Genomic DNA, 14,754 nt, shown 5'->3' with positions numbered 1-14,754 from the left:
GTTATGACCGAGCAACGACAATACCGGCCGGATATATTTGAGAAGTGCGAGAAGTTCACCGCGGCTCGAGCCGCGATCGCCGCCGGCGTGTATCCGTACTTCCACGTCATCGAATCGGGCCAGGACCCCGAGGTTATGGTCGAGGGGCGCAAGATGATCATGCTGGGGTCGAACAATTACCTGGGTTTGACCTCCCACCCCAAGCTCAAGGAAGCGGCCATCAAGGCGACGCGGGAGTTCGGCGTCGGGTGCGTGGGCTCGAGGTTCTTGAACGGCACCCTCACGCTGCACATAGAGCTGGAGGAGAGACTCGCCAAGTTCTGCCGCAAGGAGGCGGCGCTGGTCTTCTCCACCGGTATGCAGACCAATTTGGGTGCCATCTCCGCGCTGGCCGGCAAACGCGACGTCATCGTGACCGACAAGTACGACCACGCCAGCATCATCGACGGCTGCCGGTTGAGCTTCGGCCACATGAAGCGCTTCCGCCACAATAACATGCACGACCTCGAGCGCGTCCTTCAGTCGCCTGCCGACGGCGGCGGCGCCCTGATCGCGGTGGACGGCGTCTTCAGCATGGAAGGCGACGTCTGCAACCTGCCCGCCATCGTCGAGCTGGCGAAAAAATACGGCGCGCGGGTCCTGGTCGACGACGCCCACGGCATCGGCGTCCTCGGCTCGCGGGGCGCCGGCGTCGCCGACCACTTCGGCCTCGAGGACGAGGTGGACATAATAATCGGCACCTTCAGCAAGTCCTTCGCCTGTGTGGGCGGCTTCGTCGCCGCGTCGGAGCCGGTCGTCCATTACCTCAAGCATTTCGCCCGGTCGATGATATTCTCGGCCAGCCTTCCCCCGGCGAACGTCGCCTCCGTCCTGGCCGCGCTCGACATCATCGAAACGGAGCCCGAGCGGCGCGAACGGCTCGCGGCGGTCGGCGATAAGATGCGCACCGGCCTGCAGAACCTGGGTTTCGATACCGGCGAGAGTACGACGCCCATCATACCGGTCATCGTGGGCGACGACCTCACCGCGCGCACGATGTGGCGCAAGCTCTTCGACGCAGGGATATTCACGACGCCCATTATGACGCCGGCCGTCCCGGAGAACCGCGCGCTCATCCGCGTGAGCTGTATGGCGACGCAAACCGACGAGCAAGTGGACAAAGTTCTGGAGGTGTTCGACAAGGTGGGGCACGAGATGAGCGTTATCGGGGGATGGGGGCGCGCGTGATAACGGTCGACGAGGCGGCGTCGCGCCGCGCCCTGGCGGAGTTCATAGCTTTCCCGTATCGTTTGTACCGCGACGACGCCAACTGGGTGCCGCCCCTCAAACGCGACGTCAAGTTCACGTTCGGTCCGAAGAACCCGTTCTGGCGTCACGCCGAACGGGCGCTTTTCGTCGCGCGCCGGGAGGGCCGCGTCGTGGGCCGCGTCGCCGCCATCCAAGACGACGATTACATAAAATTCGCCGGCGAGCCGTGCGGCTACTTCGGCTTCTTCGAGGCGGAGGAGGACGGCGAGGCCGCCGCGGCGCTGTGGGACGCGGCCGCAAGCTGGCTCCGCGGCCGGGGCCTTACCAAATTCATCGGCCCTATGAACCCCTCTACCAACGAGGAGTGCGCGTTCCTGGTGGAGGGGTTCGACCGGCCGCCGTACATTATGATGACGCACAACCCGCCGTATTACGCGGCGTTGGCGGAGGAGTACGGCTTTCGCAAGGCGCGCGACTTGTTCGCTTTCGTGTTGGGCATCTCGCCGGCGCGGCTCGAGCGCCTCGAGCGCGTCGCGGCTCGGGCGCGGGCGCGCGACCCGGGCCTCACCGTCCGCTGCGTCAACCTCCGCGACTTCGCGGCCGAACTCCGATTAATCCGCGAGGTCTACAACCGCGCCTGGGACGACAACTGGGGCTTCGTGCCGCCGACGCCGGAGGAGTTCGACAGCACCGCCGACCGTCTTAAATCGCTCGCCGTCCCGGAACTCGTCCCCATCGCCTTCGTCGACGGCGAGCCGGCCGGCTTCATCGTGACGATTCCGAACTACAACGAGGTCTTGGCCGGGATGGGAGGTTCGCTGGGGCCGCTAAGCCTCCTGAAATTTCTGACGGGCAGGCGGAAGATTAGAAGCTGCCGCGTGATGCTTTTCGGCGTCTGCCCGGAGTACCGCAAGCGCGGCATCGACGCCGTCCTCATGGCCTCCAACCAGCGCGCGGCGCTCGAGCTCGGCTACCGCGAGGCCGAGTTCTCGTGGGTGCTGGAGGAGAACGAAATGACCAAGCGCGCGGCGAAGATGTTGGGCGCGCGGCCTTATAAGAGATACAGAATTTACGAGAAGGAGATTTAGTTTCGGCCGGGGGATTTTCACAGAAAGAAGGCGGCCGCGAGGCCGCCGATTTTATTCGATGCCGTGTTCGGCTAAACGTCGCTTCCTTAGCTCGATCCATTTACGAGCCCTCTCCGCGTCAAAATTGTATCGATATCCATTGTCGGCCTTAATTTCTTCGCGGTCCAATATATTATAGGCGTGTACGCGGCCCGATAACGCATCCAAAGGGACGATAATATTCCTACTGCCGTCGGTGAACTCGTAACCGTAAACCGCAGTCCCTAATAATAAGTACCTGACCAACTCGAAATCGCTCGAGCCGTAAAATACGCGGGCCGCGTCTTCGGCTTCCTTTTGGCTGATGATGATATAAGGCAGCCCACGCCCACCCCTGCGGGTATTACACTTTTTACTTATGCCTATCAACGCGGAAGCGCACAAGTTGCCGTACGGGAAATACTGCTCGTCGAATTCGTACAACGAAACGCCGGACGTTTCTTGGTTGCGGATAACTTCTTTCCTATCATAACTCACTTCACGCGCTTTGTTTACTACTTCGTCGCTCGTCGGCAAAGGCCCCGGGCCGAAGTACGCGAGGTAAACGTACGCCGCGACGTCGCCATCGATATCATAAAGCGGAATCCGGCCGTCGAGGAGACGGATATCACTCTCTTTTATTTTAGCATAGATACCTTCCAGGTCTTCGAATCCCTTATGTACCGTTAATTCACTAGTAATCAAATCCGTTGCGTAAAACCTTGCGTCCTCCGGTTCGAGGTAGTAGTTATCCGGGTCGCTCTTCATTGCCGGCGCGACGGTGGGCGATATTAAAATAAACAAAAGGGTTGACGCCGCGCTCGCGGCCGCCACCCTTAGCAATACGTTCATCTTCTTCGTCAACGTTCCCTCCTTACACAATCGCATTTTCCTTATTAAAATTACTCTACGGCTCCGACCTTCGGGTTTTTATTTCATCCAGGCTTACCAGTTCCCCGCGGAGACGTTGGTCGTGGGCTTCGGTTAAAGCGGTTATCGATTCCGGGTCGTTGGCGATAAGCCAGTTTTCTATATCCTCCAACGACGTAGCGCTCGCCCAGACCTCCGCCGGTATCTTGATGACGTTTTTCCCTTTAGGTGCCATATTTTTAACTCCGTATTTATTATAACCCGCCGGCTTTACCCAGGCAATATTAAAAGGCGGCCTCGCGGCCGCCGATTTCATTTCGGTCTTCCGGTTTATTACAAAACCAGCGCCTCGTACACCAGCTCCACCACGGCTTTGACCTCCACGCCGAGCTTGTACTTCTTGTTGAGCTCGAGGAGCTGGTCGGCGCAGTTGTGGCAGGGGGCCGCGACTACCTTGGCGCCGGTGGCCCGAATCTGCTTGGCCTTGACCTCGCCCGAAGCCACGCGGCGGTCGCCGTACTCGCTCATGGAGAGCATCCCGCCGCCGCCGCCGCAGCAGAAGTTCTGCTCGCGGTTGGGGACCATCTCGACGAAGTCGCTAACCACCCGCCGCAGGACCTCGCGCTGCGGCTCGACGACGCCGCCCCACCGCACCAGGTTGCAGGGGTCGTGGAGCGTCACGCGGTCAGGGTTCTTGGCGGGGTCCACCCGTATCCGGCCGTCGCGTAAATATTCCAGCAGAAGCTCCAATATGCTGCGCATCGGCACCGCGTATCTCTCGCCCAGCCAGTTGGGCCCCTCCCAGCGGAACGAGCGGAAGCCGTGGCCGCATTCCGAGAGGATTATCTCCTCCGCGCCGAGCCGCTCGGCCTCTTCTATCGCCTGTTTGGTTATCGCCGCCGCGGCGGAGTCGTCGCCGGAGAACAGGCCGTAGTTGGTCACGTCGTAGAACCTGCTGGACATGGTCCAACTCTCGCCGGCGGCGTGAAAGACGCCGGCGGCGGCCATGAGCGACAGCGGGAAGAACTTGACCTCCCGCGGGTTGACGAGATAGAAGACGCGCTTGCCCGGCTCGTCGACGTGCACCTTCACGCCGTCGTCGCCCATCTCGAGGCGGAGGTCCTCGGATATCCAGGCCGCGGTATCGCGAAGCTCCTGGGGAGTTATGGCCATCTGGTTGCCGGTTCGGAGTTGGTTGTCGACCACCGCTTGCAGGTTCGGCGGCACCTTTCCCACCGCGGCCAGGACGTTGCGGCCCGCCCGTATTATCGCGCCCACGTCGGCGCCGACGGAGCAGTTCAGGCCGCAGCGGCCGCAGCCGGTGCAGCGGCCGTACGCCGCCTCCACCAGCTCGTCGAGCGCCTCGGCCGTAAGCGTCCGGGCGCCGACCAGAAACGGCGCTATCCTTCCCAGTACGGTGTGGTAGCGGCGGAAGAAGCTCGCGACCTTGGCGGCCTTGGCGCCCGGCAGGTTCTCCGGCACGGGGTCCGTTTTGTAGATGTGGCAGCTCTCGCCGCACAGGCCGCACCTGACGCAGGCGTCGAAGTGGTACGCGGCCAACCCCCGGGCGGCGCGGCGAAGCGCCTCGCGCGCCGTCCTCGCGACTTCGGCCGGGTCTGAAAGCGCGGTTATGTTCTCGTCCTTTTCTTTTTCGGACATCTCGCTACGATTTCGTGGCGCGGGGCGCGGGATACGTCCCGCGGTAGCCCAGCCGCCGGCCCAGGTCCACCCGCGAGACGGGGCAGAAGAGGACGTGGCGCAGTTTCCCGAGCGGCAGGTAGAAGAACGTGAAGGCCGTGAATATCAGAAACGGCGACGCGGCCAGAACGCCGAACGCGTAGAGCGCGGCGGCCAGGATGAAGCCGGAGGTGACGGCGGCGGCGACGTAGTCGTCGGGGCAGCTCATAAAGCGCAGCGTCCTCGATAACGCCCGGCGCGCCAGCAGGTATAAACCCGCGACGACGGACAAAGCCGCGAGCGTGCCGGCGGCGGTCGGCCGGAGCGGCCCCGCCTCCGGTCTGACCATCGCGGCCAGCGCCTCGACGACGGCGACGGCCACGCCGACGTGGAGCGCGACGCCGACGGCGAATTTGCCCGGGTGAAGGCGCGCGGCCTCCTTGTGCGCGGGCGCCATCGCCGCGGTCAAGTTGAACAGTACGGCGCGGCCGGGGCTTCCGGCACGTACGCTGTAATCTTTGCGGCCGCCGCCCCAGGCGAGCAGGAGCTGCGCCAGCAGTAAGGCCGCGGCCCAGGCCAAGCTAGCCGCGGCGACGATTCGTTCGACTACCAACATCGGGATTAGGTACTCGCGGTATCTACACGCACCCGTCGGGTTTGGGGAGGCCGGCGACGCGGCACGCTCCCCGCGCCGGCCCGGCGGTGAAGAGTTTGTATATCCGGCGTACGCTCACGCCCACCTCGGTGCAGATAAGGCGCACCGGCGGCGCGAGGTCGTGCTCCTTCCAATATTCCCGGATAAAGTTGACTACCTTCCAGTGTTCTTCGGACATCTCGTCGATGCCCTCTTCGCCCGCGATGGCGCAAGCGACGGCGTCGTTCCACGACCCGGGCTCGAGCATGAAGCCGTCCGGGTCGAATTCGACGTCGGCGTCACCTACCTGTATTTTATGGTCCGTCATATAACCGTTCCGGCGCTAGGGTTAGAGGTTGTCGTTATGCGGGGCGGTCCGCGGCGACCTCGGCCACGGCCTTGACCGCGGCCTTGACGTGTTCTTCGGTGTTGAAGGGGCCGACGGAGAAGCGCACCGTACCCCGCGGGGCGGAGCCGTGGTGTTCGTGGATGAGCGGCGCGCAGTGGAGGCCGGTGCGCGTCAGGATGCCGTACTCCACGTCCAGGATGGTGCCCACGTCGGACGCGTCGTAGTTGGCCACGGTCACCGACATCGTCGCCACCCGGCGCTCGAGGTTCGTCGTTCCCCAGGTATTGACGCCCTTGATTCGCGACAGGCCGTTCTGCAGCTTTGCCAGCAGGCCCATCTCGTGGCCGCGGATGGCCTCGAGCCCCTGCTCGAGGACCCAGTCGAGCCCCGCGGACAGGCCCGCTATTCCCGCCAGGTTGAGGGTACCGGCTTCCAGGCGGTACGGGTACTCCTCCAGATGGTACGGGTACGCGCTCCGGACGCCGGTGCCGCCGTAGACGGTGCCCGTTATCTCGGCGTCGTCGGCCACGCAGACGCCGCCGGTGCCCGTCGGGCCGAAGAGCGCCTTGTGGCCGGTAAAGGCGACGAAGCTGATGTTCCACGCCGCCATATCGATGGGTATTACGCCGGCGCTCTGGGCGGTGTCGACGGCGAACGACACGTCTTCCTCCCGGCATACCGCGCCGATGGCCGCGAGGTCCTGGACCACGCCCGTGACGTTCGACGCGTGGTTCACTACGACCAGTTTCGTATTCTTTTTTATAGCCTTGCGAATATCCTCCGGGCCGACGTAACCCTCGGCGTCCGGGACTACGTACGTCGCCTCGGCGCCGTTTTTAACCTTGTGGTTGACGGGCCGGATTACGGAGTTGTGCTCCACCATGGTGGTAACGACGTGGTCGCCCGGGCCCACGGTGCCGTTGACGATTAGGTTGAGGCCCGCCGTGGCGTTCGCCGCGAAGACGAGGCGGTTGGGGTCCTTTTCTTTGCCCGCTGCGGTTAGGCTGGGATTGAAAAACGCGGAAAACTTCTTCCGCGTATCGTGAACCATTTTTTCGGCCTCCAGGGCCAAATCACAGCCGGTCCGGCCGGGGTTGACGCCGTAATTTTTGTAAAAATCGTGAACGGCGTCGTGCATGACGTCGGGCTTGGGAAAAGTCGTTGCGGCGTTGTCGAGGTAGATTAATTCAACCATGGTGCTAGACCTCGGTATGGTTCGCTATGGGATATGGAGAAGTTTTTACCCGCGCCGGACGCGGAACCCGAATTGGGCGCGGCGGCGGGGGAGTACGACTACTTTTTGATATCGTCCCAAAAGAGCATGTTGATGTCCTTGAAGATGTGGCTGAAGTCCTCGGTGATCTCGTAGTACATATCCCGGTCGCTGATAATCAAGTAGCGTTCTCGGCATGCCGTGCATAGGTGGAGGTAGAGGATGGCGCCCAGGACGCGGTAAAGGCTGCCGTATGCCTTCTGGCCCGGGCGCGACCTGAGGTGCAAGCAGGAGGTTTGAACCGACGCTACGATGGACCCGTCTTCGGAGACGAGGTCGAATGGCCGCGTTATGGGTGTACCGTCTTCCTTGGTGCCGATGGTTATTTCGCCGGCCTTCATCGGCACGCCGACGTACTCGATGAATTCGCGTTTTATTTGGTCGTCGAGCGAGGGTTTCATAGAATCCAACCTAAAAATGTTAACTCCAAAGCATATGCTTGTCAACGAAAAAAGGCGTTCGTACGGCGACGACCGCGCCAACGGCCGTCCGGCGCGCCGTGAAGCCCGGCGTATACGCCCGAAGTCGCGGCGTTACTCGTTAAGTGCCTCGTAGCGGGCCCGATACTCGGCTATCAAATAGTCGGGGTTCAAAGCCTCCGGGTAGCCGATTTGCTGCAACATCTCGGTCACGGTGATGCTGTCGCCCTGACGGAACAGGTTTTTGAAGAATTCGCCGGCGGCCGGGTTCTTGTACCACTTCGGGCCGAACTTCTCGACGACCGCGGCGCGGAGCTGCGCCACGGCGTAGTAGGCCGCCATATAGTAGAGCGCGTAGAAACCCTCGTCGACCACTAGGTAATAGCCCTCGTCGCGGACGGCGTACTTGGGGAAAAGGCGCTGCTTGTCGACCTCGGCGACGTAGTACGCGAGCGGGTCATCCAACTCGCCGGAGTGCAGCGCCTCGTCGTAGTACACGTCGTAGGCCGTGGAGCGCGCCTGGCCCATATCCGTTAAAAGCTTGTACCGCAAGAAGCCGTCGACGGCCTCCTCCGGCATGCCGAGTTCTTCCAAAAGGAAGTCGCGGTCGTTGAACATCTGTTCGAAGAAGACGGCGTAGGTCTCGGTGAGCTCGTTGGAGCCGAGCATGCGGAACTCGTAGGGGAGGCCGGGGTTGGTGTAGGCGCCGTGGAGGGCATGGCCGAACTCGTGGAACGCGGCCTCGTAGTCGCCGACCCCTCCCGTCGGTTTCAGGTTGACGCGGACGTCGAACGGCGCGTCGAACCCCCAGCAGGCCGGGCGCGGTTCCTTTGCCGGCCGGTCTTCGTCGTCCACCCTCACGTTGGGCAGCACGCGGATGTCCATCCCCAGGCCGGCGAAGAAGCGATACGTGAAATCCAGGAACGTCTCCTCGGGGAAATACGCGTCGAAGTCCTTGCCCCAGTAGATGTTTTTCGACTCCCAGGGGGGCGTGTCGGCGGGGTCTTTACCGTAGAGCTCGCGGCAGCGCCCGGTCACGAGTTCTTTATATAGGGGAAAGGTCTCGTCGCGGAACTCGCGCGCCTGCGCGGCCGGGACGCCCCGCTCGTAACCCAGCATCCGGTAGTAGAAGTCGCAGTAGTTCTCGTAGCCGGCGGCGCGCGTCGAGTCGTAGTGCACCCGCAGGCGCTCCCGCCGCAACGGGTTCATGACGTTGATTTCGTAATTGAATTGGATATAGTAGAGGTTCATGTATTTTTCCGGGTCGTCGGTGGCGCGCGCCAGGAAGTAGAAATCGCGAACGGCGACCGGCTCGTCGAATCCCTTTACCCACACGTGGTCCGAGGCGCTGCGGTTCTCCATTTCGTCCTCGAGCGAGGCGACACGCTTCGCCTCGTACGTCGTCGCCAGGTCGCGGTAGAGGTAATGCAGGCGCCGCCGCTCTTTGGGGTCCGACGCCTGGTCCCTCTTTTTCTTGATGAAAGCGACGAGCTGCGGGTCGTCGGAGAGGTAGGAGTACTTCTCCAACAGGCCGGCGATGTCGACCGGCTTGCCGTAGACCGCGTTGTCCCACCCGGCCTGGCACCACTCCCGGATGAGTTGCTCATTGTCGACGCGGACCTTCTCGAGGTCGTATTCCTCGGCGATTGCCGCCGAAAAGGCGAGTGCCGCCGCCGCGGCGCAAAGTATTCTGCGCATATGTCGCTCCTATCGGTGTTATCCTAATATGAAGTATAGGGTTTGATTTTAACATAACCCGGCCGGCGCGGCTACCTTTCGGCTTCGGCGGAGGTGGTTTGACCGCGGCCGCAGTTTATGCTATGATACGCATCGACGTCGAAGCTTAACCGTTATGATTCCTTCATAACTAGTCAGGAGGAGCGATATGAGGTGGTTAATTGTCAGCGCGGGAGTGCTCGCGTTAGCCGGCGCGGCCTTCGCCGGCGAGAACACGGGTAAGATGATTTCGACGAAGTTCGCCGGCCCCGGCGACGGCAAGCCCTTCGAGGCCATCGTGAACGACGCCTACGACAATCCGTTGGTGAACATCAAGTGTTCCGAGCTCGGGCAGGGCAAGAAAGACGTTAAGGTCTATTGGCTCGACCCGGAACATATGCCCGACGACGAGGCGGAGTTCTATTTCACCTGGGCCAGTAAGATCGAGGACGTCCTCGTCGGGCAGAATTGCATCGGCCTCGCCCAGTTGCAGGATTTCTACCCCGAAGGCAAGGCGACCATCACCATGCGGGTCGTCTTCGTCGGCAACGTCGCAAACCGCATCAAGTACGGGACCATCAACCCGGCGGACATAGTACCGGTCGCGAATTCGCCCGGGCAGTGGGGTTCGGTCATTAACACTAAGGGCATCAAAGGTAAATTGGAAGAGGGCACGCCGACGCCCAAATACCTCGACCTGACCGAATACGGCGCCAAGGTGGAAGTGGACGCGGAAAACTACGAGGCTACGTTCACGTGGACGTACGAACCGGTCACGGGTTTCTTCATAACCGACGGCCAACTCGACATCGGCCTTATCCAGTACAAGAAGTAACCCCGAGTTTCGGAAACGTGCGAAGGGGCCCCCGGGGCCCCTTTTTAATTGACAAACCGGCTTATATATGACAGAATGTGTGCCGAAGTCGGCGAAGAGAACGCCGGCACTGAAGGTGGGGCGTGAAGAGTATTGCTTTTATCGGGGTAACGGCGTTAGCGCTTGTCGGCGCCGACGCCGTTGCCGAATATGTATACGGCGGCCAGTGGGGTGAATCGGGCGGAGCCCCCGGCGAATTCGACGAGATTTCCGGCGTCGCCGTATCACCCAAAAACGGCAACGTGTACGTGGTGGACCACGACCTCCATCGCGTACAGTACTTCACGGCCGACGGCTCGTACTTGGGTAAATGGGGCATCCGGGGGGAGGGACCGGGGGAGTTCTACCACCCCGAGCACATCGCGATAGCTCCCGGCGGCCGCGTCTACGTGGTCGACGCCGGCAACGCCCGCGTTCAGTATTTCACCGCCGCCGGGTTGTACGTCGGCAAATGGGGCCGCGAAGGGACCGGCCGGGGCGAATTCAACTGGCCGTGCGGCGTTGCGGTCTCGCCCGGTAACCACGTCTACGTAACCGAATATCGGAATAACCGCGTCCAATACTTTACCTCGAGCGGTTCCTTCCTCGGCAAATGGGGCGATGAGGGCTCCGGCCCGGGCCAGTTCAATTATCCCGACGGGGTAGCCGTAAGTAACGGCGGTACGGTGTACGTGGCCGAATACAACAACCACCGGGTCCAGTACTTCACGTTGACCGGCTCTTACCGCGACCAATGGGGTACGGAGGGGCCGGGCGAAAAGGAATTTAAAAACCCCATGGGCATAGCCGTCGCCCCGGGCGGCAGCGTATTCGTAACCGACAACGGCAACCACCGCGTCCAATGCTTCACGTCCGAAGGCTCTTTTATAACCGCCTGGGGTACCGAGGGCAAGCGCGAAGGCGAGTTCATGTATCCGCGCGACGTGGCCCTCACCGAAGACGGCGACCGATTCTACGTGGGTGACTCCGGCAACTACCGCGTTCAGTACTTCGTGTATACCGAACCGGCGGTCCTGCCTACTTCCTTGGGGCGGATAAAAATTTTATTCAAATAGTAACCGGCGCCGCCGATAAACGGTGATGTGCCGTTTTTTCGGCCGTCCTTTTTCACTGATGGCGTTGGGATGGTTCTATACGGGTAAGACGTTTGCACGGTCGTAGAGGGAAGGTATAAAAAGGCCGGTCCGGTTTCGATACTTAAATCGACGGTTTGCACAGGTACGCCATTTTTGTTAAAATATTATTATAATTGCGTATATAAAGGAGGTAAGCACTTATGCGTAAAGGCATAATCGTTATATTATGCAGCTCGCTGGCCGCGGGCGCAGCTTTAGCAGGCATGGGCAGCTTGATAAATTCTTTCCCCAACCGCGGTAGGAGTACCCACTACGGCATGGCCGCCGACGCCAACTACCTCTATTCTTACCACTACGACGCCACGACGGATTACCCTATAAACATTTTAAGGCGGGCCGACGGGTCCTTTGTACGCTCCATCGCGGTCCCGTTCCCATATCTCGAGAACCGCTACGTCCGGGGTCTTTGTTTCGAGGGCGGCGGCTTCCTCCGCGTGAATAACTACAACAACCGGTACGTCGCGAGGCTCCGCGCGTCGAACGGGAGTTTATTAAGCACGTGGACGTGGAGCGGCGGCTCGAGCCGCTACGGCCTATGCATCAACGGCGATAAAGAGAACTACGGTACGGCCAATCGCATTTACCAAAGCTACCTTACCGGCCTTTGGTGGGTATCGAATACCAACGGCAGCCTGATATCGTCTTTCCAGGCCCCGCACACCAATTACGCTTACGACCTGGCTTGGGACTATACCCACGACCTGATCTGGTACGGGAACTACGCCACGGGGTGGGTTATGGGCATGACGCCGGCCGGCTCGGTTATGGAATCGTGGCGGGTAGAATCCACGGTCTCCTATCCCTTCGGCATCGCGTATCACGCCGGTCGGCTCTACGTAAGCACGTCGGGCGGGTCCCCCGACGAATACATCTGGGTTTACGAATGCACGTACACCGACGCCGAGCCGGCGTCGCTCGGCCGGGTTAAGGCCATATTCGAATAACCGTTATAAGCGCTAAGGCCGCCCCGCGGGCGGCTTTTTTTCACTTTGTTCTTGATGGGGGGGCGCCGGGGCCGTTAACCGATAAGGGGTTCCTAACCAGGTAGAGGTGGGCGCTACTTTTTACTTGACAAGCGCCGTCAGGTTTTTTATATTCCCGCGAAACTGACCGCGCAGACTTCCTCCCGGAGCTCCGGACAAATCGCACGGGGTCTAAGCTGGTGGCCGACGAAAAACGCATAACCGAAGAAGAACTCCAAAAAATACGCACCCAGACGCAGCTCACCTTCGGCAAAGAGTACCTGCGCGCCGGCCATTACGAGAAGGCGCTCGGTGCGTTCGAGGAGGCGGCCAAACTTAACCCGGCCGAGGCCCGGGCGTTGATGGGGCGGAGCCTTGCGTTGACGCGGCTCGGGCGCTACGACGACGCGCTCGTTGCCGCCGACGGAATTTTCGGCCTCGAGGCCAATAGCCCCCACGGCTACAACGCCCAGGCCGTCGCCTACCAGGCCATGGGGCGGTTGGACGAGGCGCAGGCCGCGTTCGAGAGGTCGGTCACCTTCGGCCCCCAGGACCCCGGAAGCCACTACAACTTCGCCTGCTACTGGGCGTTCCGGGGAGACAAGGAGCGCTGCCGCCGGTACCTCGAGCGCGCCCTGGAGATAAACCCCAAGCTCAACGTCATCGCCGCCACCGATATCGACCTCCGGCGCTACCGCAACGAGGATTGGTTCCTCGACCTCGTGGCCTTCAAGTAGCGGCGCCGGCTCCCGCGGTTAATAAAATAATAAGGGCCCGAGGGGCCCTTTTTGATTACGGATGTCAGTCGGGGCGACTGGCCAGTCGCCCCTACCTCGTTAAAATTTAAAAGCCCCCTCGGGGGAGGGGGTCATATTGGAATTATTCATTAGCAACGCGTTTGATAACAAACCGCGTTAGATAAGTCATACCGGTTAATATTATTATAAATATAGCGAACCATATCATACCCCAAGCGATGGGTCCGGGAGAAAGGAATTCTGCATTCGGATAGTTTTTTTTAGCAATATCGACCGCGTAATGTAGCGCTAGTAAAAAGCTAACACCTATAAGAAAAAATAACGATGTTAATAATAACCCCCCCAGGAATCCTTTTCGTTTTTGCCTTGAGAATTCCCTTTTTTCTTCGAGTTTCAACTTATATCTTGGAGGACCGACTACGCCAGTAACTTCGGGGGTACTCTCTTTTCCGATCGATAATAGCGCAATCGATATTTCGTCTCCAGATTCCATGTAATTTGGCCGGAAATGCAGTTCTCCCGGGTTTTCGGGGTTCAAGATCAATGTTGGTTCGAAATCCTTTTTTGGCGTAAAAAAATCGAAATCTATGATAGCGTTATCGGGTAGGGAAATAACAATAGGTTTAATAATGTTCGAATCCGAGATTTCTTTATTACCCAAATTTCTAAGAGTTATTACGGTTCTATGGATATTTTCTACTTTTTCCTTTTTATATAATACTTCCACATCGGTTTTTACTTCATCTCCGATTTTTATTAGAGACGCAGAAAAGACTAAATCCGCTTCTAATTTTCTCCGGGGGAGTTTGCGGAAAAAGAAGAAAAGGTTGGCGGCAGTTAATACGAAACCTAACCCGGTTAATATTATTCCAAGTAATAGCATCGGCTACCATACCCTCCTAACACGTATTTCTTCCGTTATCGGTTATAATAAAACCCTACGGTAACTGGGTGCCGTTAATCCTCCTCCAGACACTCCGCCTCCTCCGCGACGCGCTCCGCGTCCCAGCCGAAGCGGCTTCCTATTCCGCGTACGCTTTTTCCTCCTCCGGCGTCATCGTTAGGATAAACCCGATATGCTTGATATCGTCAAAGGTTAGCTTTTCGTTTAACCACGCCCATATCTCGTCTTGGCGTGTTACCTCGTCCTTTATTTCAAAGGCCGTCGTGACGACGGTATAGATACCGCCCCCAGGCCCCACGCGCTCGACCGTTACCCTGGCGTTGGGGTATTTTTCCCTCAATATCTTTTTTATTTTGCTCTCGGCCGTTGCCATTTTTCCTTCGCCACCTTGAAAACCATTTCGAGTTCGGTTAACATCCGGGCACAGATATATTTGACCACGTCTCCCTTGATGCCCCTGCATAAACCTCGCCTGTGCTTTTTATAGTATTTGCCGAGTGATTCGTTATCTCGGTAGCGGTGCTCGTTCGCCCAAGCTTCGTATATGAATTTATTGGCCCTTGATATTTTATCATAGATAGGCCGTTTCGCGATTTCTTTCATGAAACGGTCGTCGGCTAAAACTCTTAGGTCGTGCGGTCTAATATCCGCGGTCGGTTCGGCTCTTACGATAAAGGCCCGGTATAAGCATTCGGCCGCGATACCCGACAGGTAGATCGCGCCCGCCGCATAAGTCTTTGCCGGAATACCTTTCTCCCCCGCGCCTATTTTCAACCACGTGGCTTCTTTAAACCGTTGGATAGCGGCTTTGAGATAACCTTCCGCGTT

The 14,754-nt window shown here is 59.5% G+C and carries 17 protein-coding genes; 6 read left to right on the top strand and 11 right to left on the bottom strand.

Features of this window, described 5'->3' with window-relative positions:
* Positions 1–3 precede the first annotated feature (3 nt).
* Positions 4–1,227, top strand: a complete 1,224-nt coding sequence (locus tag VMX79_04740) for a pyridoxal phosphate-dependent aminotransferase family protein (GenBank protein ID HUV86399.1) — start codon at positions 4–6, stop codon at positions 1,225–1,227.
* Positions 1,212–2,336 (top strand): N-acetyltransferase, encoded by a 1,125-nt coding sequence (locus tag VMX79_04735; GenBank protein HUV86398.1) that lies wholly within the window; start codon positions 1,212–1,214, stop codon positions 2,334–2,336. Before VMX79_04740 ends, VMX79_04735 begins: the two co-directional genes overlap by 16 nt.
* 51 nt (positions 2,337–2,387) lie before the next feature.
* Here the strand turns inward: VMX79_04735 and VMX79_04730 are convergent, their stop codons facing one another.
* The 8 genes from VMX79_04730 to VMX79_04695 all read right to left on the bottom strand — a co-directional run bounded on the left by VMX79_04730 (position 2,388) and on the right by VMX79_04695 (position 9,274).
* Positions 2,388–3,218: a hypothetical protein gene (locus VMX79_04730; protein ID HUV86397.1), complete on the bottom strand. Its 831-nt coding sequence runs from the start codon at positions 3,216–3,218 to the stop codon at positions 2,388–2,390.
* 43 nt (positions 3,219–3,261) lie between these two features.
* A complete protein-coding gene (locus VMX79_04725) occupies positions 3,262–3,459 on the bottom strand; it encodes a hypothetical protein (GenBank protein HUV86396.1) in 198 nt (65 codons plus the stop codon).
* 98 nt (positions 3,460–3,557) lie between these two features.
* Positions 3,558–4,883 (bottom strand): (Fe-S)-binding protein, encoded by a 1,326-nt coding sequence (locus VMX79_04720; protein ID HUV86395.1) that lies wholly within the window; start codon positions 4,881–4,883, stop codon positions 3,558–3,560.
* Positions 4,884–4,887: 4 nt separating this feature from the next.
* Positions 4,888–5,517, bottom strand: coding sequence for a hypothetical protein (locus VMX79_04715; GenBank protein HUV86394.1), 630 nt, complete (start codon positions 5,515–5,517; stop codon positions 4,888–4,890).
* A gap of 22 nt (positions 5,518–5,539) precedes the next feature.
* Positions 5,540–5,863, bottom strand: coding sequence for a TusE/DsrC/DsvC family sulfur relay protein (locus VMX79_04710; GenBank protein HUV86393.1), 324 nt, complete (start codon positions 5,861–5,863; stop codon positions 5,540–5,542).
* 34 nt (positions 5,864–5,897) lie between these two features.
* Positions 5,898–7,079, bottom strand: coding sequence for an aminotransferase class V-fold PLP-dependent enzyme (locus VMX79_04705; protein HUV86392.1), 1,182 nt, complete (start codon positions 7,077–7,079; stop codon positions 5,898–5,900).
* Positions 7,080–7,177: 98 nt separating this feature from the next.
* Positions 7,178–7,558: a hypothetical protein gene (locus VMX79_04700; protein HUV86391.1), complete on the bottom strand. Its 381-nt coding sequence runs from the start codon at positions 7,556–7,558 to the stop codon at positions 7,178–7,180.
* Between the two features lie 132 nt (positions 7,559–7,690).
* Positions 7,691–9,274 (bottom strand): hypothetical protein, encoded by a 1,584-nt coding sequence (locus tag VMX79_04695; protein HUV86390.1) that lies wholly within the window; start codon positions 9,272–9,274, stop codon positions 7,691–7,693.
* A 187-nt stretch (positions 9,275–9,461) separates the two neighbouring features.
* On the opposite strand from VMX79_04695, the gene VMX79_04690 reads away from it, so the two are divergent.
* The 4 genes from VMX79_04690 to VMX79_04675 all read left to right on the top strand — a co-directional run bounded on the left by VMX79_04690 (position 9,462) and on the right by VMX79_04675 (position 13,001).
* A complete protein-coding gene (locus VMX79_04690; protein ID HUV86389.1) occupies positions 9,462–10,127 on the top strand; it encodes a hypothetical protein in 666 nt (221 codons plus the stop codon).
* A gap of 122 nt (positions 10,128–10,249) precedes the next feature.
* Complete coding sequence (locus tag VMX79_04685; protein ID HUV86388.1) at positions 10,250–11,221, top strand: 6-bladed beta-propeller; 972 nt, start codon at positions 10,250–10,252, stop codon at positions 11,219–11,221.
* A 221-nt stretch (positions 11,222–11,442) separates the two neighbouring features.
* Positions 11,443–12,246 carry a hypothetical protein gene (locus tag VMX79_04680; protein HUV86387.1) on the top strand — a complete coding sequence of 268 codons (804 nt, stop codon included), beginning with the start codon at positions 11,443–11,445 and terminating at the stop codon, positions 12,244–12,246.
* A gap of 218 nt (positions 12,247–12,464) precedes the next feature.
* Complete coding sequence (locus VMX79_04675; protein HUV86386.1) at positions 12,465–13,001, top strand: tetratricopeptide repeat protein; 537 nt, start codon at positions 12,465–12,467, stop codon at positions 12,999–13,001.
* Positions 13,002–13,143: 142 nt separating this feature from the next.
* Here the strand turns inward: VMX79_04675 and VMX79_04670 are convergent, their stop codons facing one another.
* The 3 genes from VMX79_04670 to VMX79_04660 form a co-directional block, all read right to left on the bottom strand.
* Positions 13,144–13,905: a hypothetical protein gene (locus VMX79_04670; protein HUV86385.1), complete on the bottom strand. Its 762-nt coding sequence runs from the start codon at positions 13,903–13,905 to the stop codon at positions 13,144–13,146.
* A gap of 139 nt (positions 13,906–14,044) precedes the next feature.
* Positions 14,045–14,299: a hypothetical protein gene (locus tag VMX79_04665; protein HUV86384.1), complete on the bottom strand. Its 255-nt coding sequence runs from the start codon at positions 14,297–14,299 to the stop codon at positions 14,045–14,047.
* The coding region (locus VMX79_04660; GenBank protein HUV86383.1) for a hypothetical protein at positions 14,275–14,754 on the bottom strand (480 nt) is incomplete at its 5' end. The genes VMX79_04660 and VMX79_04665, both read right to left, overlap by 25 nt.

It is taken from the genome of bacterium (assembly GCA_035529855.1).
GTDB lineage: Bacteria > RBG-13-66-14 > B26-G2 > WVWN01 > WVWN01 > WVWN01.
The sequence above is the reverse complement of the archived record's forward strand: the minus strand, read 5'-3'. Positions and strand labels throughout refer to the sequence as shown.

Excerpts from the sequence above, each read along its gene's own strand:
- VMX79_04725 (HUV86396.1), bottom strand. The coding sequence starts at position 3,459 with ATGGCACCTAAAGGGAAAAACGTCATCAAGATACCGGCGGAGGTCTGG.
- VMX79_04720 (HUV86395.1), bottom strand. The coding sequence starts at position 4,883 with ATGTCCGAAAAAGAAAAGGACGAGAACATAACCGCGCTTTCAGACCCG.
- VMX79_04690 (HUV86389.1), top strand. The coding sequence starts at position 9,462 with ATGAGGTGGTTAATTGTCAGCGCGGGAGTGCTCGCGTTAGCCGGCGCG.
- VMX79_04670 (HUV86385.1), bottom strand. The coding sequence starts at position 13,905 with ATGCTATTACTTGGAATAATATTAACCGGGTTAGGTTTCGTATTAACT.
- VMX79_04665 (HUV86384.1), bottom strand. The coding sequence starts at position 14,299 with ATGGCAACGGCCGAGAGCAAAATAAAAAAGATATTGAGGGAAAAATAC.
- VMX79_04680 (HUV86387.1), top strand. The coding sequence starts at position 11,443 with ATGCGTAAAGGCATAATCGTTATATTATGCAGCTCGCTGGCCGCGGGC.
- VMX79_04735 (HUV86398.1), top strand. The coding sequence starts at position 1,212 with ATGGGGGCGCGCGTGATAACGGTCGACGAGGCGGCGTCGCGCCGCGCC.
- VMX79_04710 (HUV86393.1), bottom strand. The coding sequence starts at position 5,863 with ATGACGGACCATAAAATACAGGTAGGTGACGCCGACGTCGAATTCGAC.
- VMX79_04740 (HUV86399.1), top strand. The coding sequence starts at position 4 with ATGACCGAGCAACGACAATACCGGCCGGATATATTTGAGAAGTGCGAG.
- VMX79_04700 (HUV86391.1), bottom strand. The coding sequence starts at position 7,558 with ATGAAACCCTCGCTCGACGACCAAATAAAACGCGAATTCATCGAGTAC.
- VMX79_04695 (HUV86390.1), bottom strand. The coding sequence starts at position 9,274 with ATGCGCAGAATACTTTGCGCCGCGGCGGCGGCACTCGCCTTTTCGGCG.
- VMX79_04715 (HUV86394.1), bottom strand. The coding sequence starts at position 5,517 with ATGTTGGTAGTCGAACGAATCGTCGCCGCGGCTAGCTTGGCCTGGGCC.
- VMX79_04705 (HUV86392.1), bottom strand. The coding sequence starts at position 7,079 with ATGGTTGAATTAATCTACCTCGACAACGCCGCAACGACTTTTCCCAAG.